At 59.6% G+C, this 25,350-nt stretch carries 23 protein-coding genes and 1 pseudogene; 10 read left to right on the forward strand and 14 right to left on the reverse strand.

Annotated elements, in window-relative coordinates; genetic code table 11:
• Window positions 1-171: 171 nt before the first annotated feature.
• Complete coding sequence (locus AC1DVH_RS06595) at window positions 172-1,164, reverse strand: D-cysteine desulfhydrase (protein ID WP_477753106.1); 993 nt, start codon at window positions 1,162-1,164, stop codon at window positions 172-174.
• A 190-nt stretch (window positions 1,165-1,354) separates the two neighbouring features.
• On the opposite strand from AC1DVH_RS06595, the gene epsC reads away from it, so the two are divergent.
• Together epsC and betT are read left to right on the forward strand one after the other, a co-directional pair.
• Window positions 1,355-2,281, forward strand: a complete 927-nt coding sequence (gene epsC, locus AC1DVH_RS06600; RefSeq protein WP_477753107.1) for a serine O-acetyltransferase EpsC — start codon at window positions 1,355-1,357, stop codon at window positions 2,279-2,281.
• A 376-nt stretch (window positions 2,282-2,657) separates the two neighbouring features.
• On the forward strand, window positions 2,658-4,613 hold the full coding sequence (betT, locus tag AC1DVH_RS06605) for a choline transporter BetT (RefSeq protein ID WP_477753125.1): 1,956 nt from the start codon (window positions 2,658-2,660) through the stop codon (window positions 4,611-4,613).
• A 24-nt stretch (window positions 4,614-4,637) separates the two neighbouring features.
• Here the strand turns inward: betT and AC1DVH_RS06610 are convergent, their stop codons facing one another.
• Window positions 4,638-4,898, reverse strand: a complete 261-nt coding sequence (locus AC1DVH_RS06610) for a hypothetical protein (protein ID WP_477753108.1) — start codon at window positions 4,896-4,898, stop codon at window positions 4,638-4,640.
• A gap of 239 nt (window positions 4,899-5,137) precedes the next feature.
• Between AC1DVH_RS06610 and AC1DVH_RS06615 the strand changes: the two are divergent.
• From AC1DVH_RS06615 to mgrA, 3 genes and pseudogenes are all read left to right on the forward strand, one after another.
• A pseudogene (locus AC1DVH_RS06615) lies at window positions 5,138-5,212 on the forward strand (type II toxin-antitoxin system HicA family toxin); the annotation flags it as partial.
• A complete protein-coding gene (locus tag AC1DVH_RS06620; protein WP_477753109.1) occupies window positions 5,209-5,673 on the forward strand; it encodes a type II toxin-antitoxin system HicB family antitoxin in 465 nt (154 codons plus the stop codon). The pseudogene AC1DVH_RS06615 and the gene AC1DVH_RS06620, both read left to right, overlap by 4 nt.
• Window positions 5,674-5,831: 158 nt before the next feature.
• Window positions 5,832-6,869 (forward strand): L-glyceraldehyde 3-phosphate reductase, encoded by a 1,038-nt coding sequence (gene mgrA, locus AC1DVH_RS06625; RefSeq protein ID WP_477753110.1) that lies wholly within the window; start codon window positions 5,832-5,834, stop codon window positions 6,867-6,869.
• Between the two features lie 117 nt (window positions 6,870-6,986).
• Here the strand turns inward: mgrA and tauD are convergent, their stop codons facing one another.
• From tauD to AC1DVH_RS06660, 7 genes are all read right to left on the reverse strand, one after another.
• Window positions 6,987-7,823 carry a taurine dioxygenase gene (gene tauD, locus AC1DVH_RS06630; protein ID WP_477753111.1) on the reverse strand — a complete coding sequence of 279 codons (837 nt, stop codon included), beginning with the start codon at window positions 7,821-7,823 and terminating at the stop codon, window positions 6,987-6,989.
• A 133-nt stretch (window positions 7,824-7,956) separates the two neighbouring features.
• Complete coding sequence (gene tauC / locus AC1DVH_RS06635) at window positions 7,957-8,790, reverse strand: taurine ABC transporter permease TauC (protein ID WP_477753112.1); 834 nt, start codon at window positions 8,788-8,790, stop codon at window positions 7,957-7,959.
• Window positions 8,787-9,581 (reverse strand): taurine ABC transporter ATP-binding subunit, encoded by a 795-nt coding sequence (gene tauB, locus AC1DVH_RS06640; protein WP_477753113.1) that lies wholly within the window; start codon window positions 9,579-9,581, stop codon window positions 8,787-8,789. The genes tauC and tauB overlap by 4 nt, the downstream gene beginning before the upstream one ends.
• A gap of 15 nt (window positions 9,582-9,596) precedes the next feature.
• On the reverse strand, window positions 9,597-10,574 hold the full coding sequence (gene tauA / locus AC1DVH_RS06645; protein WP_477753114.1) for a taurine ABC transporter substrate-binding protein: 978 nt from the start codon (window positions 10,572-10,574) through the stop codon (window positions 9,597-9,599).
• A 226-nt stretch (window positions 10,575-10,800) separates the two neighbouring features.
• Window positions 10,801-12,384: a glutamate--cysteine ligase gene (gshA, locus tag AC1DVH_RS06650; protein WP_477753115.1), complete on the reverse strand. Its 1,584-nt coding sequence runs from the start codon at window positions 12,382-12,384 to the stop codon at window positions 10,801-10,803.
• 232 nt (window positions 12,385-12,616) lie between these two features.
• Entirely contained in the window at window positions 12,617-13,000 is a 384-nt protein-coding gene (locus AC1DVH_RS06655; RefSeq protein ID WP_477753116.1) for a PaaI family thioesterase, read from the reverse strand.
• Entirely contained in the window at window positions 13,000-15,324 is a 2,325-nt protein-coding gene (locus AC1DVH_RS06660; RefSeq protein ID WP_477753117.1) for a Tex family protein, read from the reverse strand. The genes AC1DVH_RS06655 and AC1DVH_RS06660 overlap by 1 nt, the downstream gene beginning before the upstream one ends.
• 361 nt (window positions 15,325-15,685) lie before the next feature.
• Here AC1DVH_RS06660 and ompR point away from each other — a divergent pair, with 361 nt between their 5' ends.
• Together ompR and AC1DVH_RS06670 are read left to right on the forward strand one after the other, a co-directional pair.
• Window positions 15,686-16,426, forward strand: a complete 741-nt coding sequence (gene ompR / locus AC1DVH_RS06665) for an osmolarity response regulator transcription factor OmpR (protein WP_477753118.1) — start codon at window positions 15,686-15,688, stop codon at window positions 16,424-16,426.
• Between the two features lie 115 nt (window positions 16,427-16,541).
• A complete protein-coding gene (locus AC1DVH_RS06670; RefSeq protein WP_414876977.1) occupies window positions 16,542-17,855 on the forward strand; it encodes an ATP-binding protein in 1,314 nt (437 codons plus the stop codon).
• Window positions 17,856-18,010: 155 nt separating this feature from the next.
• Here AC1DVH_RS06670 and rimK read toward each other — a convergent pair whose 3' ends face one another.
• Window positions 18,011-18,916 (reverse strand): 30S ribosomal protein S6--L-glutamate ligase, encoded by a 906-nt coding sequence (gene rimK, locus AC1DVH_RS06675; protein ID WP_007972871.1) that lies wholly within the window; start codon window positions 18,914-18,916, stop codon window positions 18,011-18,013.
• On the reverse strand, window positions 18,913-19,392 hold the full coding sequence (gene rimB / locus AC1DVH_RS06680) for a retropepsin-like aspartic endopeptidase RimB (RefSeq protein WP_477753119.1): 480 nt from the start codon (window positions 19,390-19,392) through the stop codon (window positions 18,913-18,915). The genes rimK and rimB overlap by 4 nt, the downstream gene beginning before the upstream one ends.
• Window positions 19,393-19,608: 216 nt before the next feature.
• On the opposite strand from rimB, the gene AC1DVH_RS06685 reads away from it, so the two are divergent.
• The 3 genes from AC1DVH_RS06685 to AC1DVH_RS06695 all read left to right on the forward strand — a co-directional run bounded on the left by AC1DVH_RS06685 (window position 19,609) and on the right by AC1DVH_RS06695 (window position 22,866).
• On the forward strand, window positions 19,609-20,013 hold the full coding sequence (locus AC1DVH_RS06685) for an RNA-binding S4 domain-containing protein (RefSeq protein WP_477753120.1): 405 nt from the start codon (window positions 19,609-19,611) through the stop codon (window positions 20,011-20,013).
• Between the two features lie 228 nt (window positions 20,014-20,241).
• Window positions 20,242-21,144 (forward strand): Hsp33 family molecular chaperone HslO, encoded by a 903-nt coding sequence (hslO, locus tag AC1DVH_RS06690; protein WP_477753121.1) that lies wholly within the window; start codon window positions 20,242-20,244, stop codon window positions 21,142-21,144.
• Window positions 21,145-21,324: 180 nt separating this feature from the next.
• A complete protein-coding gene (locus tag AC1DVH_RS06695) occupies window positions 21,325-22,866 on the forward strand; it encodes a phosphoenolpyruvate carboxykinase (protein WP_056726915.1) in 1,542 nt (513 codons plus the stop codon).
• Between the two features lie 58 nt (window positions 22,867-22,924).
• Here AC1DVH_RS06695 and AC1DVH_RS06700 read toward each other — a convergent pair whose 3' ends face one another.
• Genes AC1DVH_RS06700 through AC1DVH_RS06710 form a run of 3 tightly spaced genes read right to left on the reverse strand, consistent with a single transcriptional unit; the run spans window position 22,925 to window position 25,043 of the window.
• On the reverse strand, window positions 22,925-23,278 hold the full coding sequence (locus AC1DVH_RS06700) for a DUF1493 family protein (RefSeq protein ID WP_477753122.1): 354 nt from the start codon (window positions 23,276-23,278) through the stop codon (window positions 22,925-22,927).
• Window positions 23,275-24,552, reverse strand: a complete 1,278-nt coding sequence (locus AC1DVH_RS06705) for a type II toxin-antitoxin system HipA family toxin (RefSeq protein ID WP_477753123.1) — start codon at window positions 24,550-24,552, stop codon at window positions 23,275-23,277. Before AC1DVH_RS06705 ends, AC1DVH_RS06700 begins: the two co-directional genes overlap by 4 nt.
• On the reverse strand, window positions 24,549-25,043 hold the full coding sequence (locus AC1DVH_RS06710) for a helix-turn-helix domain-containing protein (RefSeq protein WP_477753124.1): 495 nt from the start codon (window positions 25,041-25,043) through the stop codon (window positions 24,549-24,551). The genes AC1DVH_RS06705 and AC1DVH_RS06710 overlap by 4 nt, the downstream gene beginning before the upstream one ends.
• Between the last annotated feature and the right edge of the window lie 307 nt (window positions 25,044-25,350).

Consider the following 25,350-nt stretch of genomic DNA (forward strand, 5'->3'; position numbering starts at 1 on the left):
ACTATAAGACGACACAGTTAGATAATAAAATAATAAATATTCTATTTGTTATTCGTTAATTGAATATTCGGTGCCATAGGAAAAGATCGCAGCCTGCGGCAGCTCCTACAGGTGCATGCCGATCCATGTAGGAGCTGCCGCAGGCTGCGATCTTTTGGTCTTCTGAATCGCTTACAGAAAATCCTTATAGGCAAACAACGCCGGCGCCCCACCGGTGTGCAGGAAGATAATCGGGCCTTCGTCGAAACGCTGACGCCCGATCCCATCCAGCAACCCCGCCATGGCCTTGCCAGTGTAGACCGGGTCCAGCAGCAAGCCTTCCTGACCTGCCAGCAGCTTCACCGCCGCCAGTGTCCCTGCGTTCGGTTCGCCATAACGCGGGGCGAAATACTCGTCCCACAACTCGACTTTGAAAGCGTCCGGCAGGTTCACGCCCAGCAGCTCGGCGGTGCGTTCGGCCAGGCCTTGAACCTTTGGCCGCTGATCTTCATCGCTGCGCGAAACCGTCACGCCGATCACTGGCAGATCCGGCAGCGCTTCACTCAAGGCCAGTGCCAGGCCGCTGTGGGTACCGGCGCTGCCCGAGGCCAGGACCACGGCGGCGAACTTCAGGCCGGTGTCCTTGATCTGTTCGGCCAGTTCCAGCCCGGCGCGCACGTAGCCCAGGGCGCCCAGCGCATTTGAACCACCGATCGGCACCAGATAGGGCTTCTTGCCGTTGCTGCGCAGTCGGCCAGCCAGGGCTTGCAGTTGTTCGTCGGCGTTGTCGAGGTTTTCCACCAATTCGACCTTGGCATCGAACAGGTCAAGCAGCAGGCGGTTGCCGTTGCCGGTGTAATTGCTGTCGTTAGTGCCGAGAGGGTTTTCCAGAAGGGCTACGCAGCCCAGACCCAACTTGGCGGCAATGGCGGCCGTCTGGCGTACATGGTTCGATTGCAACGCGCCGGCGGTGATCAAGGTGTCGGCACCCTGGGCCAAGGCATCGGCGGCCAGATACTCGAGTTTGCGCAGCTTGTTGCCGCCCATCGCCAGCGGCGTCAGGTCATCGCGCTTGACGTACACGTCGCGGCCCAACCAGGTCGACAGGCGTTCGAGTTTTTCCAGGGCGGTGGGCTGACCGAGCAGGTCGAGGCGGTTAAAGCGGGCGAGTTGTTGTTTGATCATGGGTCCGTACTGGCCGTGGAAGATCTCAGGACTATAGGCAGGCCCCAAAGCCTGGGCAACCGTCAATCGCTTATAGCCAATCGAACTGAGCACAGCACTATTGGTTCTTAATTTGCCTCGTGACCCTTGCCGTAAAGTAATCGCCGTCAGTGCGGCCAGACAGTCCGGTCGCCCGTGAGGAGTTTTTACCGTGAGTGAGCGTTCCAGCCATTGGCAATTGCAGACCATCGTCAGTCAGCTGCGCACGGCACGTGAGCAGTGGCGTGCACAAAACGGCCGGGCCAGCGGCGAGCAGGGCGGTCGCGAACTGCCCTCCCGGGCGGCCATGGCAGAGATTCTCGAAGCCCTGTGCGGCGCGCTGTTCCCGATGCGCCTGGGGCCGGTGGACTTGCGTGAGGAGAGTGAAGACTTCTACGTCGGTCATACGCTGGATGTGGCGCTGAATGCGCTGTTGGCCCAGGCGCGACTCGAATTGCGCTACGCCGCGCGCCACAGCGCCCAGGCCGATACCGAGGTCGAAGCCAAAACCATCCAGATCATTCAGGACTTCGCCCTCGCTTTGCCTGGGTTGCGCAGCCTGTTGGACACCGACGTGCTGGCGGCCTATCACGGTGACCCGGCGGCCCGCAGTGTCGATGAGGTGCTGTTGTGCTACCCGGGGATTCTGGCGGTGATTCACCACCGGCTGGCCCACCATTTGTACCGTGCCGGGCTGCCGTTGCTGGCGCGGATCAGCGCGGAAATCGCCCACTCGGCCACCGGCATCGACATTCACCCCGGCGCGCAGATCGGCCGCAGTTTCTTTATCGACCACGGTACCGGCGTGGTGATCGGCGAAACCGCGATCATCGGCGAGCGCGTGCGGATTTATCAGGCGGTGACTTTGGGCGCCAAGCGCTTCCCGGCGGACGAAGACGGTCAGTTGCAGAAGGGCCAGCCACGGCATCCGATTGTCGAGAATGACGTGGTGATTTATGCCGGGGCGACGATTCTTGGCCGGATCACCATCGGTCAGGGTTCGACCATCGGCGGCAATGTCTGGCTAACCCGTAGCGTGCCGGCGGGTAGCAACCTGACCCAGGCGAATCTGCAGTTGGATGATGGGGCGCAGAAGTAATGCCCCGGCTTTTTGGTGAGAGATAGTTTTCGCTGGCTGTAGGAGCTGTCGAGTGAAACGAGGCTGCGATCTTTTCAAGTGCACCGCAAAAGTCAAAAGATCGCAGCCTGCGGCAGCTCCTACAGAATCCCCCAAATCCGGCCTCATCCCCTTCCTTAAGCTAGTGTAGGAAAGCTACCGCCGAGCCCTGCGATTAGTCCTTAGCCCCCTATCCATGTTTAACTTGAACGTTCATTCAAGTTAAACCGGCGGTTCGCTGCCCGCTCACAACAGGAGGCTTGCCTTTGCTGAGTCCGATTTCTACAGCCACGATTTTCCCCTCCGAGGTGCACCGAACGTGAGTGCATCGTCCATCCCTCCAAGCGGTCTGATCCGCATGAATCCGCCGGTGTTCTGGTTCTCGGCGAGTTTCATCCTGTTGTTTGGTGTCGTTGTCATCGCCATGCCAGAGCAGGCCGGTGCCTGGTTGCTGGCGGCGCAAAACTGGGCGGCCAACACGGTCGGCTGGTATTACCTGCTGGCGATGACCCTGTATCTGGTCTTCGTGGTGGTCACCGCCTTGTCCGGCTACGGCAAGATCAAGCTCGGTGCCGACCACGACGAACCCGAATTCAGTTACCTGTCCTGGGCCGGCATGCTGTTCGCCGCCGGGATCAGCATCACACTATTTTTCTTCTGTGTGTCCGAGCCGCTGACCCACATGCTGCAACCGCCCCAAGGCGAGGCCGGTACGGCGGAGGCGGCGCGCCAGGCGATGCAGATTCTGTTTCTGCACTGGGGCCTGCATGGCTGGGGCGTGTTCGCCTTTGTCGGCATGGCGCTGGCCTACTTTGCCTACCGGCATAACCTGCCACTGGCCCTGCGCTCGGCGCTGTATCCGCTGATCGGCAAGCGCATCAATGGCCCCATCGGTTATGCGGTGGATGGCTTCGGCATCATCGCCACGGTGTTCGGCCTCGGCGCAGACATGGGCTTCGGCGTGTTGCACCTCAACTCGGGCCTGGACTACCTGTTCGGCATCGCCCACACACAATGGGTTCAGGTCGGCCTGATCACCTTGATGATGGGCGCTGCGATCATTGTTGCCGTATCCGGCGTCGACAAGGGTGTGCGGGTGATGTCCGACATCAACATGCTGCTGGCCTGTGCGCTGTTGCTGTTTGTGTTGTTCGCCGGCCCCACGCAGCACTTGCTCAACACGCTGATCCAGAACGTCGGCGACTATCTCGGCGCCTTGCCGATGAAGAGTTTTGATCTGTACGCCTACGGCAAACCCAGCGACTGGCTGGGCGGCTGGACGGTGTTCTACTGGGCTTGGTGGATCGCATGGTCGCCGTTCGTGGGCCTGTTCATCGCACGGATTTCCCGTGGCCGGACCATTCGCGAATTCGTCTTCGGCGTGCTGCTGATCCCGCTCGGCTTCACCCTGGCGTGGATGTCGATTTTCGGCAACAGCGCCATCGATCAAGTGCTCAACCACGGCATGAGCGCGCTCGGCATGTCGGCCATCGACAATCCGTCGATGACGCTCTATCTGCTGCTGGAAACCTACCCGTGGAGCAAAACCGTCATCGCGGTCACGGTGTTCATCAGCTTCGTGTTCTTCGTCACATCCGCCGACTCCGGCACCGTGGTGCTCTCGACGCTGTCCGCCAAGGGCGGCAACCCGGATGAAGACGGGCCGAAATGGCTGCGGGTGTTCTGGGGGGCGATGACCGCACTGGTGACCAGTGCTTTGCTGTTTTCCGGCAGCATCGATGCGTTGAAGTCGGCGGTGGTGCTGACCTCGCTGCCGTTCTCGCTGATTCTGCTGTTGATGATGTGGGGGCTGCACAAGGCGTTTTATCTGGAATCGCAGAAGCAGATTGCGCAGATGCATTCATTGGCACCGGTGTCCGGTTCACGGCGGGGTGGTTGGCGCCAGCGTTTGAGTCAGGCGGTGCATTTTCCGTCGCGGGATGAGGTCTATCGCTTCCTCGATACGACGGTGCGCCCGGCGATTGAAGAGGTCTCGGCGGTATTCATCGAGAAGGGCCTCAAGGTCATCACGCATCCAGAACCGGTCAACGACAGCGTCAGCCTGGAAATCGGTCACGGTGACGAACATCCATTTATCTACCAGGTGCAAATGCGCGGCTACTTTACGCCGTCGTTTGCCCGGGGTGGCATGGGTTCCAAGGAACTCAACAACCGTCGTTACTACCGCGCCGAAGTGCATTTGAGCGAGGGCAGCCAAAACTACGATCTGGTGGGTTACACCAAGGAGCAGATCATCAACGACATCCTCGACCAGTACGAACGGCACATGCAGTTCCTGCATCTGGTGCGTTGATCGCGGGCAGGGCGCCGGGGCTTTTCAGGTCTCGGCGCTCAGCACCATGAACAACACCAGCGCCGCCACCGGAATGCTGAACACCATCGTGCCGATCCCCAGTTCCGTACTCAATGCCTGTCCGGCGGTCACCACGCCGATGGCGCCGTTGATCACTGTCAACGCCAGCCACAGGATCACGAAACTGTAGGTGAGTGTCTGACGGCTGAAGCCGAGTTTCTCGCCGATGAACAGCATCATCGCGAGCAGGACCAGGCCGAAGGTGATGATGATCGTGGTGTGCATGGCTTGCTCCATCCTTGCGATAGCTATCGCTTCTTCGTTGCTTCGGCGACTTTGTTCCTGCCGGGCCTGATTGCGCAAGTGCGCCGTCAGTCTGAGAGAGGAAGTCAGTCTCGCCATGATCGACTAATATTTTTCTGAGTGTGTATGGTGTGTATTGTTGTCGCGCTTCGCCGCTTAAAGTACGCAGCCGTTGCTGTCGAAAAAAGGCGAAGGACATGCGTAGCCGGGAAATGATCAGGACGATCAAACACCCCGACTCGGATCTTCCTAAAGGAACGATCAACAGCATATTGAAACAGGCGGGTCTGAAATGAAGCCCGTCATCGGATACGAAAGTCCCAATGAGGACACATCACAGGAAGGATTTATCCACATGCAATTTCCGGTCGTTCTGCACAAGGATGCCGACTCAGAGTACGGCGTAATCGTCCCGGATGTGCCGGGATGTTTCTCGGCTGGTAGCACTGTGGCGCAGGCACTCGAAAGCGTGAAAGAGGCGTTGTCCCTGCATTACGAGGGGCTGGTCGCCGATGGCGATGCATTGCCGCAGGTCCGTGAGATCGATGCTCATCTCGATAACCCCGATTACGCCGGCGGTGTGTGGGCAGTAGTCGAATTCGATATCACGCCCTATTTCGGCAAGTCGGTGCGCTTCAATGCCACGCTGCCTGAGCAATTGCTTGAGCGAATCGACCAAACGGTCAGGCGGGATCAGCGATACAGTTCCAGATCAGGATTTTTGGCTGCTGCCGCCTTGCGCGAACTGTCAGCGTAAAGGGGCGGATTTGGTCGAAACGTCGGGGCCGATTAAATAAAATGTGAAACGTTTCAGCAATTCATCGAGTCTCAGGTTTTCTGGCGTTTGTCCGGGCGTATGCTGGGCGACTGGCGAAGCAGTCGATACCAGATTCAAGACCGACAAGAGAGGATTCGATGACTTACACCGCTGCCGAAAACCGCTACGACTCCATCCCTTACCGCCGCGTGGGCCGCAGCGGGCTGGTGCTGCCGGCGCTGTCGTTGGGCCTGTGGCACAACTTCGGCGACAGCACGCCGATCGATACCCAGCGCGCGTTGTTGCGCACGGCATTCGACTTGGGCATCAACCATTTCGATCTGGCCAACAACTATGGCCCGCCGTACGGCAGCGCGGAGATCAACTTCGGCCGTTTACTGCGTGAAGACTTCAAGCAGTACCGCGACGAACTGATCATTTCCAGCAAGGCCGGTTGGGACATGTGGCCTGGCCCTTACGGTCAGGGCGGTGGTTCGCGCAAGTACGTGCTGGCCAGCCTTGACCAGAGCCTGCAACGCCTGGGCGTGGACTACGTCGACATCTTCTATTCTCACCGTTTCGATCCGGACACCCCGCTGGAAGAAACCGCCAGCGCACTCGCGACAGCGGTGCAACAGGGCAAGGCACTGTACATCGGCATCTCGTCCTATTCCGGGGTGAAAACCCGCGAAATGGCGACGCTGCTCAAAGAGTGGAAAGTGCCGCTGCTGATTCACCAGCCGGCCTACAACCTGCTCAATCGCTGGGTGGAAAAAGACCTGCTGGATACCACCGACGAACTCGGCACCGGCGTGATTGCCTTCACCCCGTTGGCCCAGGGTTTGCTGACCGACAAATACCTCAACGGCGTGCCGGCGGATGCGCGGGTCAACCGTCCGGGCGGTGGTTCGTTGCAGGCATCGCATTTGTCCGAGGCCAACATCGCCCAAGTGCGGGCACTCAACGAAATCGCCAGGCGTCGTGGACAGAGCCTGGCGCAACTGGCACTGGCCTGGACCCTGCGCGATCCACGGGTCACGTCGGCATTGATTGGCGCGAGCCGGCCGGAGCAGATCATCGAGAACGTCGGGGCGTTGAAGAACCTGAGCTTCAGTGCAGAGGAACTGGCGGAGATTGACCGCTTTGCCCGGGAGGGTGGGGTCAATCTTTGGGAGAAGCCTTCGACGGCGAAGTAACCCTGAAAAGCAAAAGATCGCAGCCTTCGGCAGCTCCTACAGGATCAATGTTCGACCGTAATATTTGCGGCGAACGCAGTCAATGTAAGAGCTGCCGAAGGCTGCGATCTTTTGATCTTAAAATGGCACATCCCCCAACACCGTCGCCCGCTGCATCACCCGCCGCGCCGGCCGGTAATCATCCACCGCATAATGCTGGGTCACGCGGTTGTCCCAGAACGCAATGTCGTCCTGCTGCCAGCGCCAGCGAATGGTGAACTCCGGCCGCGTTGAATGGGCGAACAGGAACTTCAGAATCGCCTCGCTCTCGGTTTCCGACAGTTCGTTGATCTTCGAAGTGAAACCTTCGTTGACGAACAGCGAGCGGCGCCCACTCACCGGGTGCGTGCGGATCACCGGGTGCGACAACGGCGGRTTCTTGCGTCGTGCCTCTTCCCACTGGACCAGCGCCTCGGGCGTGTTGCCATAGCGCTCCAGCGGGAATGAACGAGTGAAATCGTGGGTGGCAGTCAGCCCTTCGAGCAAGGTTTTCATCGGCGCCGACAGGGCTTCATACGCCGCAATCCCGCTGGCCCACAACGTGTCGCCGCCAAACGCCGGCAGCAACTTGGCGCTGAGCACCGCGCCCATGGCCGGGGTCGGCAGGAAGGTCACGTCGGTGTGCCAGATCGCGTTATCGCGTACGTCGGTGACGGCGGTGTCGAGGATCAGTACCTCTGGTTGTTCTGGCACATTGGGGTAGATCGGATGAATGTGCAGGTCGCCGAAATTCGCGGCGAATCGCGCCTGTTGCTGTGGCGTGATCGGCTGCTCGCGAAAGAACAGGACCTGATGCTTGAGCAGGGCCTGTTCGATGGCATCGCGCTGCTCCAGGTTCAGTGGCTGGCTAATGTCGATGCCACTGATTTGCGCGCCTAGGGCAAAGCTTAGAGGAACGATGGTCAGTTGGCTCATGGTGGTTCTCTTCAATCCGGTGTGCCGAGCTTTTTGTGGGAGCGAGCTTGCTCGCGATAGCGGATTGTCAGGCGACACAGGTGTTGAATGTGCAACCGTCATCGCGAGCAAGCTCGCTCCCACATGAATACTGTCAGTGATTTTGGCCGTGCCACGGCACCAGTTTGCGTTGCAGGGCACGCAGGCCCAACTCCATCGCGAAGGCGATCAGCGCGATCACCAGAATCCCCAGTACCACCACATCGGTGACCAAAAACTGCGCAGCCGATTGCACCATGAAGCCAAGACCGCTGGTGGCGGCAATCAATTCGGCGGCGACCAGGGTCGACCAACCCACACCGAGGCCAATGCGCACACCGGTCAAGATATCCGGCAAGGCACTCGGCAAAATGACGTGGCGAATCAACTGCACGCGCGTTGCACCGAGCGACTGCGCGGCACGCAATTTGGCCGGGTCGACCGTACGCACACCGGTGGCGGTGGCGATGGCAATCGGGGCGAAGATCGCCAGGTAGATCAGCAGCACTTTCGACAATTCGCCGATGCCGCACCAGATCACGATCAGTGGCAGATAAGCCAGCGGCGGAATCGGCCGGTAGAACTCGATCAGCGGGTCGAGCACGCCACGGGCGATACGGTTGGCGCCGATGGCGATGCCCACCGGCACGGCGGTGAGAATCGCAAAGCCGAGGCCCAGGCCGATGCGGTCCAGACTCGCGCCGAGGTGCTGCCACAGGGTTGAATCCATGTAGCCCGAAGTCGCCAGCAGCCAGCCTTTTTGCAGCACGGCGGAAGGTGGCGGCAGGAACAGCGGTTCGATCAAGCTGGTCGCCGTCACGGCCCACCAAATAGCAACGAGAACGAACAGTGTCAGCACACTGATCCAGCGCGTGCTCAAGCTGCGTGGCACCGGAGTCACGGGAGTGCCTGGCTTGATCGCTGCGACGGGAGTTTGGTAACTGCTCATGCGCGCTCCTGCCACTGGGCGGCACTGCGTTGGGAGAACACTTTGGCGAGTACGTGTTCGCGGGTTTCGATAAAGCGTGGGTCGGATTTGATCGAGCGGGCCGATTCACCGGCGGCATAGCGCTGACCGAAATCGAGGCTCAGGCGCTCGACGATTTGCCCCGGGTTTGGTGCCAGCAGAATCAGGTCGGTGGCGAGGAACACGGCTTCTTCGATGTCGTGGGTAATCAGGAACACCGGTTTGGCGGTACGTTGCCAGACTTGCAGCAACAGTTCCTGCATCTGCTCGCGGGTGAAGGCGTCGAGGGCACCGAAAGGCTCATCCATCAGCAACACACGCGGGTCGGCGGCGAGGGCGCGGGCCAGGCCGACACGCTGCTTCTGGCCACCGGAAAGCTGCCAGATGCGGCGCTGTTCAAAACCGGAAAGGTCGACCAGGGCGAGCATTTCCCGGGCGTGGGCTTCGCGTTTGTCCCGTGCGATACCGGCCAGCTCAAGACCGAACCCGACATTGGCCAGTACGTCTTGCCACGGCAGCAACGCGTCGTCCTGGAACACCACGCCACGCTCGGCACTCGGGCCTTTGACGGGCACGCCGTCGAGGGTGATGCGCCCGGCGCTGGGCTCGACGAAACCGGCAATCAGGTTCAACAGCGAAGTCTTGCCACTGCCGGACGGGCCGAGGGCGACCAGCAATTGCCGGGGTCCCAGGCTCAGGGAGATATCCGCCAACACCGGTTCCGGATTGCCGGGGTACTGTGCGCTGATGCGCTCCAGCTGTAGCAAGGCCATCGCATTGACTCCCGATCAGTTGGTGATGAACTTGGCGCTGACGTACGGTGCGTAGTCCGGCAGCACCGCCTCGACCTTGCCTTGTTCCTTGAGGAACGCCGCGGTGTCGGTGATGGCTTTGGTGGTTGGCGCGCCGAGGGTGAGCACCTGGTCAGCCGCCAGCGGGTAGACGTTGCCTTGCAGCAGCAACGGAATGTCGCTGGCCTTGGCGCCGGAGAGCTTCACCAGTTTGTCGACGTTGCCCTGGTTGGCGAGCCAGGCTTGCGGGTCTTTGCGGTAATCGGCATAGGCGTCCAGGGTCACTTTGGCGAACGCGGTGACGATTTCCGGATGCTTCTCGGCGAAATCCTTGCGCACGATCCAGGCGTCGAAGGTCGGTGCACCGAACTTGGCCAGTTCGCCGGAGGTGATCAACACCTTGCCGTTTTCCTTGGCGACACCGAGGGCCGGATCCCAGACGTAAGTGGCGTCGATGTCACCGCGTTTCCAGGCGGCAATGATCGCGGGTGGGGCCAGGTTGAGAACGGTGACTTTCGACGGATCGATGTTCCAGTGCTTGAGCGCAGCGAGCAGGCTGTAGTGGCCGGTGGACACAAATGGCACGGCGATTTTCTTGCCGATCAGGTCTTGCGGGGTCTTGATCCCGGAACCGTCGCGGGCGACCAAGGCTTCAGCGGCGCCGATCTGGGTGGCGATGAGGAAGGTTTCTACCGGGACTTTGCGAGTGATGGCGGCGGTCAGAGGGCTGGAACCGAGGTAGCCGATCTGCACGTCGCCGGAGGCGATGGCAGCGATGATATCGGCACCGTTGTCGAATTTGCGCCAGCTGATATCGGCCTTGGTGGCTTTTTCGTAAGCGCCGTCGGCCTGGGCGACTTTCGCCGGATCAACGGTGGTCTGGTAGGCGACGGTGAAGTCGGCCGCCTGGGCAAAAAAACTTGCGGTAACCAAGGAAGCGGCCGCCAGCAAGCGTAGAGGGAAAGTCAGTTTCATCAGAAAGCTCCTTGTCAGGCGACCGAGAGTCGGCGTGAGAAAGAGACTAAATGATCTAAGAATTCGAAAATAAATAACTTTTTCGAATTAGCTTATGAGGGGAACACCCGGTGAATCATTGTGAATGGGCTGGAAACAAAAAGATCGCAGCCTTCGGCAGCTCCTACAGGAAACGCATTCCAATGTAGGAGCTGCCGAAGGCTGCGATCTTTTTTACAGGCGCCGATTAGTTACTGATCGCCAGAATGCTCGCCTGATACGCCCCGACAAACACATCGAAATCACCGACTTCGTTCTGCTCCAGCTCAGCCTGTTGAGCCAGGGACGAACGTGCCCGCTCTTCAAACTGCGCCTGTTCTTCAGCCGCCAATGGCTCGCTGCGGAAGAACTCGGCATGGGCCTGGCTCTGGCGCAGTGAGAACTGGGTAAAGCTCTCCTTGTGCTCGGCCATCGCTGCCAGCACCTGGGCCGAGGGCGTCAGGGACGGGTCCCGAACCTTGGCCATCTGGGCGTCCAGCGCTTTGCTGTGGGCATCGCCGCCATGGCTCTGGTCGAGCATCGCGGCCAATGGAGCAATTTTCTCCAGCAACTCGCCGGCCCATTCCTTGAGGTCAACCGGCTGGCCATCCCGTTGCAGCTGCAGGCCTGGACGACGACCTTCCTTGACCACGCTGAGGAAGTTCGAGGTCGCGTTGCCGCAATTGGTGTTGGTCAGCAGCGGGCTGTCATTGAGCGCGCAGTACAGCAGGAACGCATCGAGGAAACGCGACTCGGTGAGGTCGATGCCCATCGGCAGGAACGGATTGATGTCCAGGCAGCGCACTTCAATGTACTGGATACCTCGGGCCATCAGTGCCTGGATAGGGCGTTCACCGGTGTAGGTCACGCGTTTCGGGCGGATGTTGGAGTAGTACTCGTTTTCGATCTGCAGGATGTTGGTGTTGAGCTGCACCCACTCGCCATCCTGGTGGGTGCCGACTTCGACATAGGGTGCATACGGCGTGGCCACCGCTTTGCGCAGGCTGTCGGTGTAGCTGTTCAGATCGTTGTAGCACGGCGTCAGGCCGGCCTGGGCGCTGCTCTGATAACCCAGGTCGCTCATGCGCAGGCTGGTGGCGTAAGGCAAGTACAAAGTCTGCGGATCCAGTTGCTCCAGCTGATGCGAACGACCGCGCAGGAAGCCGGCGTCCAGTGCTGGCGAGGCGCCGAACAGGTACATCAGCAGCCAGCTGTAGCGGCGGAAGTTACGGATCAGGGCGATGTAGGAGGACGACTGAAAGTCGCGGTCAGTGCCGACAAAACCCTCGGCCTGCCTGAGCAACGGCCAGAGCTTTTCCGGCAAGGAGAAGTTGTAGTGAATGCCGGCAATGCATTGCATGGTTTTGCCGTAACGCAGGGCCAGACCCTTGCGGTAGACGTACTTGAGCTGCCCGATATTGGACGTGCCGTAATAGGCGATCGGGATGTCTTCCTCGGCCGGCAACGGGCACGGCATCGATGGACTCCACAGATACTCGTTGCCGAGCTTGCTGTAGGCAAAGCGGTGAATGCTGTCCAGGCTCGCCAGCGTATCGGCAGGATCGGGCAGGGCCGGGGTGATGAACTCCAGCAGCGACTCGGAATAGTCGGTGGTGATCTGTTCATTGGTCAGCGCGGAACCCAATTCTTCCGGGTGCGGCGTTTGCGCCAGGCGACCTTCATCGGTCACGCGCAGGCATTCACGTTCGATGCCGTGAAGGCACTGTTCGAGCAGAGAGAGGTTAGCGCGCTCGCCGAGCAGAGCCAGGCGGCGGTTGAGAAGTTCGCTCAAGTTGGATTCCTTCACGCGTCAGTCGCCCCAATATGGGGGTGGGCAAGACGGTCTACAAGGGTGAAGTTAAAACTGGCGTTTTCGCCTGGTTTTGTAGGAGCGAGCTAGCTCGCGATGGAGGTTAACGATAACGAGGGGTGCCTGATTGAAAACGGCGCCCTGACGTTCATCGCGAGCAAGCTCGCTCCTACAGGTCATTGCGCCGAAATTAACTCAAATCGGGGAAGACTATCTACAGGACAGCGAACGTGCCTTGTGCTTTTGCGACGAGTTTGTCGCCTTGCATCACGTCGGCTTCGACCACCAGCGTGCGGCGGCCCGGATGGATCACCCGCGCCGTGCACATCACCTCGCCACCTTCGACGGCGCGGATGTAGTTGATTTTGCACTCGATGGTCGCGCTCTGCTGGTCAAAACCGTGGGTGCTGGAACAGGCCAGCCCCATGGCAATGTCCACCAGGCTGAACAAGGCCCCGCCGTGCAGCTTGCCACCGCGATTGCGCAGCTCGGGTTCCAGCGCCAGGGCGACTTGCGCCACCCCGGTTTCCAGACTGTGCAAGCGGCAGCCCAGCAGCTTGAAAAACGCGCTTTCGGTCAGCCCGGCGGGAATGTCCATCAGCGTTTCTTCAACTGCTTGGCATTGGCGAACAACGAAGCCATGGCATTGTTGCCCGGTGCTGCCGCCGTGGTTTCCTTGCGCGGTGCGGTGTTCTGGGACTGGCGTGGAGCCGACCCCGGACGCGCGCCGCGAGCGCCGTCGATTTTCTCGCCCGGGGTGTCGCTCATGCGCATCGACAGGCCAACGCGTTTGCGCGGGATGTCGACTTCCATGACCTTCACTTTCACCACGTCACCGGCCTTCACCGCTTCCCGTGGATCCTTGATGAACTTCTCCGAAAGTGCGGAGATGTGCACCAAACCGTCCTGATGAACGCCGATATCGACGAAGGCACCGAAGTTGGTCACGTTGGTCACCACGCCTTCGAGGATCATGCCCGGTTGCAGGTCCTTGAGGTCTTCGACGCCTTCCTGGAACTCGGCGGTCTTGAACTCGGGACGCGGATCGCGGCCGGGTTTTTCCAGTTCCTGGAGGATGTCGGTGACCGTCGGCAAACCGAAGGTTTCATCGGTGTACTTCTTCGGATCGAGACGCTTGAGGAACGTGGCATCGCCAATCAGCGAGCGGATGTCACGGTCGGTTTCGGCGGCGATGCGCTGAACCAGCGGATAGGCTTCCGGGTGAACCGCCGACGAGTCCAGCGGGTTTTCGCCGTTCATGACGCGCAGGAAGCCGGCGGCCTGTTCGAAGGTTTTTTCACCCAGGCGGGCGACTTTCTTCAGCGCAGCGCGGGTTTTGAACGCGCCGTGCTCGTCGCGGTGGCTGACGATGTTCTGCGCCAGGGTCGCGTTGAGGCCGGAGATCCGTGCCAGCAGCGCCACGGAGGCGGTGTTCACGTCCACGCCGACGGCGTTCACGCAGTCCTCGACCACCGCATCCAGGCCACGGGCCAATTTCAGCTGCGACACGTCGTGCTGGTACTGGCCGACGCCGATGGATTTCGGATCGATCTTCACCAACTCAGCCAGCGGGTCTTGCAGGCGACGGGCAATCGACACGGCGCCACGGATCGACACGTCGAGGTCCGGGAATTCCTTGGAAGCCAGCTCCGATGCCGAGTAAACCGATGCACCGGCCTCGGACACCATGACCTTGGTCATTTTCATGGCCGGGTATTTTTTGATCAGTTCCGCGGCCAGCTTGTCGGTCTCGCGGCTGGCGGTACCGTTGCCGATGGCGATCAGGTCCACCGAGTGCTTGGCGCACAGGGCGGCGAGCACGGCGAGGGTCTGCTCCCACTTGTTGTGCGGCACGTGCGGGTAAACCGTGGCGTGATCCAGCAGCTTGCCGGTGGAGTCGACCACGGCGACCTTGCAACCGGTGCGCAGGCCCGGGTCGAGGCCCAGAGTGGCGCGCGGGCCGGCCGGGGCCGACAGCAGCAGGTCGTGCAGGTTGTGGGCGAATACGTTGATCGCTTCGGTTTCCGCGCCATCGCGCAGCTCGCCCAGCAGGTCGGTTTCCAGATGGGTGTAGAGCTTGACCTTCCAGGTCCAGCGCACCACTTCGCCCAGCCATTTGTCGGCGGCGCGGTTCTGGTTCTGGATGCCGAATTGCTGGCCGATCATGCCTTCGCACGGGTGCATGGTGCCCGGCAGTTCCTCGCCGACTTTCAGCGCGGAGCTGAGAATGCCTTCGTTGCGGCCGCGGAAAATCGCCAGGGCGCGGTGCGACGGCATGCTTTTGAGCGGTTCGTCGTGTTCGAAGTAGTCGCGGAACTTGGCGCCTTCCTCTTCCTTGCCGGCAATCACGCGGGCACTGAGGGTGGCTTCCTGCTTGAGGTAGTTGCGCAGCTTTTCCAGCAGGCCGGCGTCTTCGGCGAAGCGCTCCATCAGGATGTACTTGGCGCCTTCGAGGGCTGCCTTCACATCGGCCACGCCTTTTTCGGCGTCGATGAAACGTGCGGCTTCGGTTTCCGGGCTCAGGGCCGGGTCGTTGAACAGGCCGTCGGCCAGTTCGCCGAGGCCGGCTTCCAGGGCGATCTGACCCTTGGTGCGGCGCTTCTGCTTGTACGGCAGGTACAAGTCTTCGAGACGGGTCTTGGTGTCGGCGAGCTTGATGTCGCGTTCAAGTTGCGGGGTCAGCTTGCCCTGCTCCTGGATGCTGGCGAGGATGCTGATACGCCGTTCGTCGAGTTCTCGCAGGTAGCGCAGGCGCTCTTCCAGATGACGCAATTGCGTATCGTCGAGGCTGCCGGTCACTTCTTTCCGGTAACGGGCGATGAAGGGAACGGTAGAGCCTTCATCGAGTAGCGCGACGGCCGCTTCGACCTGTTGTGGGCGTACACCGAGTTCCTCGGCGATGCGGCTGTTGATGCTGTCCATAAAACCACCTGACAAATTGTGAAAGCAGGCTCGCAGGCGCAGAGATAGGGCCTCGGCGAGTCTGGTTGAGCGGCCTGGCCTGCACCGCTACCTGGATCAAAAGGTATCCCGTTGACCCGTGAAATCGAACAATTACTGCCGACGCCATGAAAATAAATGGAGTCCGTCTGTAGTACCTGTCTGATGTTGCCTGACACAAAAGGCCGGGCATTATAACCAGCGTTACGGCATTCGGGGCATCGCGGGTTGCCGGTGCAATGGCCGGTTTTCTGGCGGTATAGGAAAAATCTGCTAACAATGCACACGGTGCGTATAACGGCAGCTACGCCATAATGCGCGCCGAGATCAAAGGGAGCATCCAATGAGCAGCACTGCACAAACTGCTGAAGGCGAAAAAATTCTTATCGTTGACGACGATCCGGGGCTGAGCAGCCTGCTGGAACGTTTTTTCGTCAGCAAGGGCTACCGCGCCCGCGCCGTACCGAATACCGAGCAAATGGATCGCCTGCTGGCGCGCGAAGTGTTCAACCTGGTCGTCCTCGACCTGATGTTGCCCGGCGAAGACGGCCTGACCGCCTGCCGCCGTCTGCGCAACGCGAACAACCAGATTCCGATCATCATGCTCACCGCCAAGGGCGACGAGCTGAGCCGCATCAAGGGCCTGGAACTGGGCGCCGACGATTACCTGGCCAAGCCGTTCAACCCCGATGAGTTGATGGCTCGCGTCAAGGCGGTATTGCGTCGCCAGTCGGCGCCGGTGCCTGGCGCTCCGGGCAGCGAAGACGAAAGCGTGACCTTCGGTGACTACGAGTTGTCCCTGGCCACCCGCGAGCTCAAGCGCGGCGAAGAAGTGCACATGCTCACCACCGGTGAATTCGCTGTGCTCAAGGCCCTGGTGATGAATGCGCGTCAACCGCTGACCCGCGACAAATTGATGAACCTGGCCCGTGGTCGCGAGTGGGATGCCCTGGAGCGTTCCATCGATGTGCAGATTTCCCGTCTGCGCCGGATGATCGAGCCCGATCCGYCCAAACCGCGTTACATCCAGACTGTCTGGGGCGTGGGTTACGTGTTTGTACCGGATGGTACCGCCACCAAGTGATTGGCGATTTGTAGGAGCGGGTCATGCGGACAACGGATCAATCGATCCTGTCCGCAGACTCGCGATCCGCAATATGCGAGCATCGCTCGCTCCTGCAAGTGTTTAACGGCTATCCATGAAAACCCCCGTTTGGTTTCCCCAGAGCTTCTTCTCTCGCACCCTTTGGCTGGTGCTCATCGTCGTTCTCTTCTCCAAGGCGCTGACCCTGGTTTATCTGCTGATGAACGAAGACGTGCTGGTGGACCGCCAATACAGCCACGGTGTCGCCCTGGTGCTGCGTGCCTACTGGGCGGCTGATGAAGAGAACCGCGCAAAGATTGCCGATAGTGCACCCCTGATTCGGGTAGTAGGCGCCGGTGTCCCGGAAGGCGAGCAACATTGGCCATACAGTGAGATTTACCAGCGACAGATGCAGACCGAGTTGGGGCCGGACACCGAAGTGCGACTACGCATGCATTCTCCCCCGGCACTGTGGGTTCGCGCTCCGAGCCTGGGTGAAGGCTGGCTGAAAGTGCCGTTGTATCCGCATCCGTTGCGCGGTCAGAAAATCTGGAACGTGCTCGGCTGGTTCCTCGCTATTGGCCTGCTGTCCACCGCTTCGGCCTGGATCTTCGTCAGCCAGCTCAATCAACCTTTGAAGCGTCTGGTGTATGCCGCGCGGCAACTCGGCCAGGGCCGTAGCGTGCGCCTGCCGATCAGCGATACGCCGAGTGAGATGACCGAGGTTTACCGCGCCTTCAACCAGATGGCCGAAGACGTCGAGCAGGCCGGTCGCGAACGCGAGTTGATGCTGGCCGGGGTGTCCCACGACTTGCGTACGCCGTTGACCCGCTTGCGGCTGTCCCTGGAGCTGATGGGCGACCACAGTGACCTGACGGACGACATGATCCGTGACATCGAAGACATGGACGCGATTCTTGACCAGTTCCTGGCGTTCATTCGTGACGGACGTGATGAGTCGGTGGAAGAAGTGGACCTGAGCGATCTGGTTCGTGAAGTCGCCGCGCCGTACAACCAGAACGAAGAGAAAGTGCATTTGCGCCTGGAGCCGATCCAGCCGTTCCCGCTGCGTCGGGTATCGATGAAGCGGCTGCTGAACAACCTGATCGGTAATGCTCTGCATCACGCCGGCAGCGGGGTGGAAGTGGCGGCATATGTGTCCGGGGATACCAGTGCGCCGTATGTGGTCCTGAGTGTCATGGACCGTGGCGCGGGGATCGATCCGTCAGAGCTGGAGGCGATTTTCAACCCGTTCACCCGCGGCGATCGTGCCCGCGGCGGCAAGGGCACCGGGTTGGGATTGGCAATCGTGAAGCGGATCGCTTCGATGCATGGCGGGAATGTCGAACTACGCAATCGCTCGGGTGGTGGGCTGGAAGCGCGGGTGCGGTTGCCGTTGGGGTTGATGCTGCCGCGGGATGCGGTTTAACCGCTGACTTTTTTGGTGTGGCTGATGGCCCCATCGCGAGCAAGCTCGCTCCCACATTGAATCGCATTGGATGCGAAATTTGCATCCACTCATATCCACTGTGGGAGCGAGCTTGCTCGCGATGGCGGCCTTCCAGCCGCCAAAAAACTCAGGGTTTAACCTTTCCCTTTGGTCCGCGTCATATTCGGCCCACCATTCTTCTCCAGATGCTCAATGATGATCCCCGCCACATTCTTCCCGGTGGTGGTCTCGATCCCCTCAAGCCCCGGCGACGAGTTCACTTCCATCACCAGCGGCCCGTGATTGGAGCGCAGGATATCCACTCCCGCCACCGCCAGCCCCATGACCTTCGCCGCACGCAACGCTGTCATGCGCTCTTCGGGTGTGATCTTGATCAGGCTCGCGCTGCCACCGCGATGCAGGTTGGAGCGAAACTCGCCGGGTTTGGCCTGGCGCTTCATCGCCGCAATCACCTTGTCACCGACGACGAAGCAGCGAATATCCGCCCCGCCAGCCTCCTTGATGTACTCCTGAACCATGATGTTCTGCTTGAGGCCCATGAATGCCTCGATCACCGATTCCGCGGCCGTGGCGGTTTCGCACAGCACCACGCCGATGCCCTGGGTACCTTCCAGCACCTTGATCACCAACGGCGCGCCGTTGACCATTTCGATCAGGTCGGGAATGTCATCGGGGGAGTGGGCAAAGCCGGTCACCGGCAAACCGATCCCGCGACGAGACAGCAATTGCAGCGAACGCAGCTTGTCCCGCGAACGGGCAATGGCCACCGATTCGTTGAGTGGAAATACCCCCATCATTTCGAACTGGCGCAGCACTGCGCAGCCATAAAAGGTCACGGACGCACCGATCCGTGGAATCACCGCATCGAAACCCTCCAGCGGTTTGCCGCGGTAGTGGATCTGCGGCTTGTGGCTGGCGATGTTCATGTAGGCGCGCAAGGTGTCGACCACCACCATTTCATGGCCACGCTCGGTACCGGCTTCGACCAGACGACGGGTGGAATACAGACGCGGGTTCCGCGACAGCACAGCGATCTTCATGCAACACCTGTGGAGGAGGTAGATACCGGGAACACCGGCTTGTCTTGTACATACTTGATGCCCGGATTGACCACCAACTGGCCGTGGATCAGGGCTTTGGAGCCGAGCAGCAGGCGATAACGCATGGACTTGCGGCAGGCGAGCGTGAACTCGACCCGCCAGACCCGATCACCAAGGGCCAGGGTGGTGCTGATCACGTATCGCACCTGCGCGTGACCGTTTGAGCTTTTAATGGTTTTCCTTGTCACCAGCGGTGCTTCGCAGCGACGGTGACGCAACTGCACCACCGTGCCCAGGTGTGCCGTGAAACGCACCCACTGCTCGCCGTCGCGCTCGAACGGCTCGATTTCGGTGGCGTGGAGGCTTGAGGTGCTGGCGCCGGTATCGATTTTTGCCCGAAGGCCGGCGACTCCCAAATCAGGGAGCGCCACCCACTCGCGCAGACCGATAACGGTCAAATGGTCAAATGTCTTCAATATTGCTCAACCGGTAGAAGCCGCGGTGGCCGCAGGCGACCGAATTCGCGGTATTCACGCAGAATAATGATTAAAAGGCGACAGATATCTACGGCCCGGATTTCCAGCCCCGCAAGGAGGTTATGGAATGTCAGCATTGTAGTCCGGGACGGAGTAATTCTTGGTACGACAGAAACGGTAGTACAGTTCACCAATATTTCAGAATGAGGAAATTCCATGGCACAAAAAAACGAAGAGGACGACAAAGTCCGCCTCGATAAATGGTTGTGGGCTGCGCGTTTTTACAAAACCCGGGCCTTGGCCARAGCGGCGATTGAAAGCGGCAAGGTGCATTGCCGGGGTGAGCGCTGCAAGCCCGGCAAGGAACCACGTATCGGCGATGAATTCGTGATTCGTACCGGTTTCGACGAGCGCACGGTGGTGGTTCAGGCGCTGTCGATCGTTCGCCGTGGCGCGCCGGAAGCGCAGATGCTGTACGCCGAAACCGAAGCCAGCATCGCCAAGCGCGAAAACGCCGCCGCCGAGCGTAAAGCAGGCGCTCTGGGCGTGAGCACCGATGGCAAACCGAGCAAGAAACAGCGGCGGGATCTGTTCAAGTTTCGTGGCAGCAGCAACGAATGATTGACCGGGTCCGTCGATCACTCATACAGGCAAAGACTTGTAATTGTGCTTGCGCGTAGCCATATGTGGTAATTCGCCTACCCTGCATGAGCCATTGGCAGTGCCATTCGTCGTAAAGCGCACRCAGTCGCCGGCCTGTAAGCCATAACCAGACAGCAAGACGCTATGGCCAAGGCGTAACCTCGAATTCTGTAATCACTTTTGTCACCACTTCAGATACCCAGACTTATGACCGACCTATCGGATAACGACTTCACCCAACGCTTCATCTTCGATGACAGCGACACCCGTGGCGAGCTGGTCTCTTTGGAGCTCAGCTACGCCGAAGTCCTGGCCAAACACGCCTACCCGCAGCCGGTCGCGCAACTGCTCGGCGAGCTGATGGCGGCTGCATCGTTGCTGGTCGGCGCGTTGAAGTTCGATGGCTTGCTGATCCTGCAGGCCCGCTCTGAAGGTCCGATCCCGCTGCTGATGATCGAGTGCTCCAGCGAGCGCGATATTCGTGGCCTGGCCCGTTACGAAGCGGACCGCATTGCCCCCGACGCTACCCTGGCCGACTTGATGCCGGATGGCTCGCTGACATTGACCGTCGACCCGAAACAGGGCCAACGCTACCAGGGCGTCGTCGATCTGGATGGCGAAACGTTGTCCGACTGCTTTACCAACTACTTCGTCATGTCGCAGCAGATTGGCACGCGTATCAAGCTCTGCGCCGATGGCCGCCGCGCCCGTGGCCTGTTGCTGCAGCAACTGCCCGCCGACCGCCTTAAAGACGAAGAGGACCGCGCTGCCAGCTGGCAGCACCTCACCGCATTGGCCACCACCCTGACCGCCGATGAACTGCTGGGCTTGGACAACGAAACCGTGCTACATCGTCTCTACCACGAAGAGCAGGTGCGTCTGTTCGATGTGCAGAAGTTGCGCTTTCGCTGCAGCTGCTCCCGCGAACGTTCAGCMAATGCGCTGGTCAGTCTGGGTATGGAAGACGCGCAGCAATTGGTTGTCGAGCACGGTGGCAACATCGAGATCGATTGCCAGTTCTGCAACCAGCGCTACCTGTTCGATGCCGCCGACGTGACTCAATTGTTCGCCGGTGCGGGTATCGAGACGCCGTCAGATACCCGTCACTAAAACGATTCAGCGCAGGTAAATTCACTGGCTGCCGCCGGATTAATGCCGTTACGACAGGAGGGGCCTACTCTTTTTGGGCTTTTCTGGCATAATCCGGCCCACTTTTTTCGCGGTAGTAGTGCACGACTTTCTACTACAAAAACGTTTGGAGCACTCGGCCACTGGCCGACGGGGAACCTCATGACGCAAGCCAACAATGCCGTGTACACCGATCTGAGTGTTGATGATCTGGTTAAAGAAGCCCTCAACCGCGGTGAAGGCGAGCTTGCCGATACCGGCGCACTGGTTGTTCGTACCGGTCACCGTACCGGCCGTTCGCCAGTCGATCGTTTCATCGTTGAAGAGCCAAGCACCCAGGCCGCCATCGCCTGGGGCCCGATCAACCGCAAGTTCCCGGCCGACAAGTTCGACGCCCTGTGGGCTCGCGTTGAGGCATTCAATAACGCGCAAGAGCATTTCGTTTCCCACGTGCATGTAGGTGCGGCTTCCGAGCACTATCTGGCCGTGAAGATGACCACCCAGACTGCCTGGCAGAACCTGTTCGGCCGTTGCCTGTTCATCAACCCGGCTCAGTACAACCCGGCGGGTCGTGACGAGTGGCAGGTCCTCAACGTTGCCAACTTCGAGTGCGTGCCAGAGCGTGACGGCACCAACTCCGACGGCTGTGTGATCCTCAACTTCGCACAGAAGAAAGTGCTGATCGCCGGCATGCGTTACGCCGGTGAAATGAAGAAAGCCATGTTCTCGGTGCAGAACTTCCTGCTGCCGGCTGCCGACGTACTGCCAATGCACTGCGCCGCCAACATCGGCGAAGAGGGCGACGTGACCCTGTTCTTCGGTCTGTCCGGCACTGGTAAAACCACCCTGTCCGCCGACGAAAGCCGTTACCTGATCGGTGACGACGAGCACGGCTGGGGCGAAGGCGTTGTGTTCAACATCGAAGGCGGTTGCTATGCCAAGTGCATCGACCTGTCCGAGAAGAACGAGCCGGTTATCTGGAAAGCCATCAAGCACGGCGCGGTATTGGAAAACGTCGTCATCGATGACGCCAAGCACGCCGACTACGCCGATGTCAGCCTGACCCAGAACAGCCGTGCCGCCTACCCGCTGGAGCACGTTGCCAAGCGTTCCGAGAAGAACCTCGGTGGCGAGCCGAACGCTGTGATCTTCCTGACCTGCGACCTGACCGGCGTGCTGCCGCCAGTGTCGATCCTCAACGAAGAACAAGCGGCTTACCACTTCCTGTCCGGTTACACCGCACTGGTCGGTTCGACCGAAATGGGTTCGGGCAGCGGCATCAAGTCGACCTTCTCCACCTGCTTCGGCGCACCGTTCTTCCCGCGTCCGGCCGGTGAATACGCTGAGCTGCTGATCAAGCGCATCCGCGGCTTCGGCTCCAAGGTCTACCTGGTCAACACCGGCTGGACCGGCGGTGGCTACGGCGTCGGCAAGCGCTTCAACATCCCGACCACCCGCGCCGTGATCGCAGCGATCCAGAGCGGCGCGCTGATCGGTACCGAGACCGAGCACCTGGACACCATCAACCTCGACGTGCCAGTGGCCGTACCGGGCGTTGAGACTGGCCTGCTGAACCCACGCAACACCTGGGCCGACAAAGCCGCCTACGACGAAGCCGCCAAAGCATTGGCCGGCCTGTTCATCGAGAACTTCAAGAAGTTCGAAGTGAGCGACGCGATCAAGGCTGCTGGTCCAAAGCTGTAAGCGTTGGTTTGATGCAATGAAAAAGCCGCCCTTCGGGGCGGCTTTTTCGTGCGCGTCGTTACAGGCCTTCCAACTCCTGCGTGTCCCAGCGCTGAGCCTGAACGGCCCGGTAGAGCATGCCGATGGTCAATGGCACCTTCTCGCCGCGACCCTTGGCTTTTCGCTTTAGATTCACATCGTGGCCGTCGGGCTGGAAATAGCGATAGCTGTCGAAATCCACGAAATCGATGGCAAAGTGGTTTTCCAGGGTTTCGATCAGGTGTTGAGCATCGGTGCCGTTGCAACCCAGGTCGAAGTTTATCGAGGTGCCGAGGCTGATGGTTTTGCGTTCGGGCAGGCCGAGTTCTTCATGCAGCAGTTGCATGAGTTGCTGCATCAAGTGGTCGTCAGGGAGGTTGGGGGCGAGGTTCATTGCATAGGTTCCGCTAATCGAAATGCAGGCGCCATATTATCCTGCTCACGTTTCGATAGCCCCAAAGCCCCCGCTAGTGTTGGCCATTGGCTGACAACTTCTTTGAAGCTGTCGATGATGTTTTCTGCATCCGCACGACCGACCCGAAAATACTCTGCCACTTCCCGGGCCAGCTCCAGATCCAGTGCGTTATCGGTATCGGTGATGTTGAGCTTCAAGCCGTCGGCGTGGGCCACCGGGTTCATGTCATAGGCGGCAGACAATCGCCATCCACGATCCGGATCAAGGATAAAACCATGGTTGCGCAGATGGTCGTCGGTGTTGGAGACCAGGATGTTGAAAACAATCCGAGACCACAACTCTCGAAGGTCAGCGTTGGTTTGCGAGCCATGTTCCATGAGCACTTCGGCTAACTCAAGGTAGCTTGCGCCGACGGAGGCATCGTCACCGTCAACGCGATCAGTCATGGTCATGCCTGAGGCAAAATGCAGTCGGCCACCCCGTTCAGTACGATCGAATCGCTTGACCATGAAGCAGTGATGATCACTGGCATAGCGTCGGGCGATACCGGTCGCGACTCGCAGGCCACAATGACTGGCCAAGGCATTCACCACCAGTTCCCAAGCGCCAATGTCATAGTCGTCGCGGGTGCTGGGGAACTTGGCAATCCACAAGTGACCGTGCTCGTCTGCAACGCTGGCMTTGGGGCGGGCGCCACCCAGTGAGCCTCCAGGTGCGATCAGCATTCTCAGCCACTCGCGGCCATCGAGTGAGGTGTTGTCCGGATCGTTTTCCAGAGCTCGGCTTGCTTGTTCCAACGCCCGCAACTCAATGAAGGGTGGGGCGGCCACGCCATCGCGATCATCGAGAAAGTTGCCTTGGTCATTGAGCTTGTAGCGGATTGCACCGACCCGATAGAGGTCATGTACGCCTAACAGGAAATCCGACTCGTGGAGCTTGCTGCCTTTGGCAGCCAAGCCGTCGCGGATATCGCGCTCCAGTCGCCGCTTCATCAACAGTTGACCCCACCGATCCGGGCTTGAGTCAGCGAACACGCCAAATCGGCTTTGATGTTGCCCCGGGAACTGACGACCCTCATAGAGCCCGATTCGAGGGTCCAGGGGTGTGAAGTTCAACTCGGGGTCAGCTAACGCAGCGGCGTCGTATTCAAACTCGAAGACGTCCGTGGAGCGGGCTTTTCGGGCATGCAAGAAACCGAGACGTCTGGGCCCATTCAAGGATTCCCAATCGGCATACACCGCAATTTGCGTCATTTTTCACCTGTCGCGGGCTTGGTTTTTTTCTTGGTCAACAGACTGGAAAGTGAGTGGGTGTTGAAGGGGAAGTCAGCGGATAGCTCTTCTGTGTGGGTGGTACTTTCAATCACTCCAGTATCTTTTTCAGGTATTGGGGAGGCTTTTTTTACTGCGCTTATTCGGCGTACTCGTGGGTTCGAGTCTTTGACTGAGGTTGCCTTGGGTTTGAGTTGTGCGTCCTGCAGTTGCCGCCCCACCTCATCGGTTGCCGCGAGTTTGTTCAAGTCTTTTTCCAGACCCAGAACTTGCATGACAGACAGGTAGGCGCCGATGGTCACCCCTGAGCCACCTGATTCCAGAGAGCGCAAGGTTGTCAGTGACATTCCCGACCTCTCAGCGACTTGTTTAGCTGTGAGTTTGCGGCGTAGGCGAGCGAGTTTCAGTCGCTCGCCGAACTCGGAAAGTAGTCTGGAAGCGGCGGGCAAGAGTGGAGCTGTCTTCTTGGCCATATGCCAATATTCCTTCATTAAGGCGCTATAACTGCCAGAATAATAGCACTTAAAGGAAAAAATGAGCGGCGATTGGGGCATTGAAAAAGACACCATTCTCGTGACGCTGATTTCCTTTAGGAAGACATGCTAACTGCCATTATTCCAGCTGTTTTATATTTAAACAGCCAGAATAATTCCACTTTAGTGTACTGTCCCGTCCTGAAACAGGTGTAAACCTATTTCAGGACGGGACAATGAGCCACAAAAAAGCCCCGAACCAACCGTAATGCTGTTCACTTAAGTATTTGAGTCCCAGCCGGGCTTC

The sequence above is a fragment of the Pseudomonas sp. P4_C3 genome, assembly GCF_056402075.1.

Excerpts from the sequence above, each read along its gene's own strand:
- mgrA (WP_477753110.1), top strand. The coding sequence starts at position 5,832 with ATGACTTACACCGCTGCCGAAAACCGCTACGACTCCATCCCTTACCGC.
- AC1DVH_RS06700 (WP_477753122.1), bottom strand. The coding sequence starts at position 23,278 with ATGAACCTCGCCCCCAACCTCCCTGACGACCACTTGATGCAGCAACTC.
- betT (WP_477753125.1), top strand. The coding sequence starts at position 2,658 with ATGAATCCGCCGGTGTTCTGGTTCTCGGCGAGTTTCATCCTGTTGTTT.
- rimK (WP_007972871.1), bottom strand. The coding sequence starts at position 18,916 with ATGAAGATCGCTGTGCTGTCGCGGAACCCGCGTCTGTATTCCACCCGT.
- AC1DVH_RS06655 (WP_477753116.1), bottom strand. The coding sequence starts at position 13,000 with ATGGACATTCCCGCCGGGCTGACCGAAAGCGCGTTTTTCAAGCTGCTG.
- AC1DVH_RS06710 (WP_477753124.1), bottom strand. The coding sequence starts at position 25,043 with ATGGCCAAGAAGACAGCTCCACTCTTGCCCGCCGCTTCCAGACTACTT.
- tauA (WP_477753114.1), bottom strand. The coding sequence starts at position 10,574 with ATGAAACTGACTTTCCCTCTACGCTTGCTGGCGGCCGCTTCCTTGGTT.
- AC1DVH_RS06620 (WP_477753109.1), top strand. The coding sequence starts at position 5,209 with ATGAAGCCCGTCATCGGATACGAAAGTCCCAATGAGGACACATCACAG.
- AC1DVH_RS06610 (WP_477753108.1), bottom strand. The coding sequence starts at position 4,898 with ATGCACACCACGATCATCATCACCTTCGGCCTGGTCCTGCTCGCGATG.
- AC1DVH_RS06670 (WP_414876977.1), top strand. The coding sequence starts at position 16,542 with ATGAAAACCCCCGTTTGGTTTCCCCAGAGCTTCTTCTCTCGCACCCTT.
- tauC (WP_477753112.1), bottom strand. The coding sequence starts at position 8,790 with ATGAGCAGTTACCAAACTCCCGTCGCAGCGATCAAGCCAGGCACTCCC.
- AC1DVH_RS06595 (WP_477753106.1), bottom strand. The coding sequence starts at position 1,164 with ATGATCAAACAACAACTCGCCCGCTTTAACCGCCTCGACCTGCTCGGT.
- AC1DVH_RS06695 (WP_056726915.1), top strand. The coding sequence starts at position 21,325 with ATGACGCAAGCCAACAATGCCGTGTACACCGATCTGAGTGTTGATGAT.
- AC1DVH_RS06660 (WP_477753117.1), bottom strand. The coding sequence starts at position 15,324 with ATGGACAGCATCAACAGCCGCATCGCCGAGGAACTCGGTGTACGCCCA.
- tauB (WP_477753113.1), bottom strand. The coding sequence starts at position 9,581 with ATGGCCTTGCTACAGCTGGAGCGCATCAGCGCACAGTACCCCGGCAAT.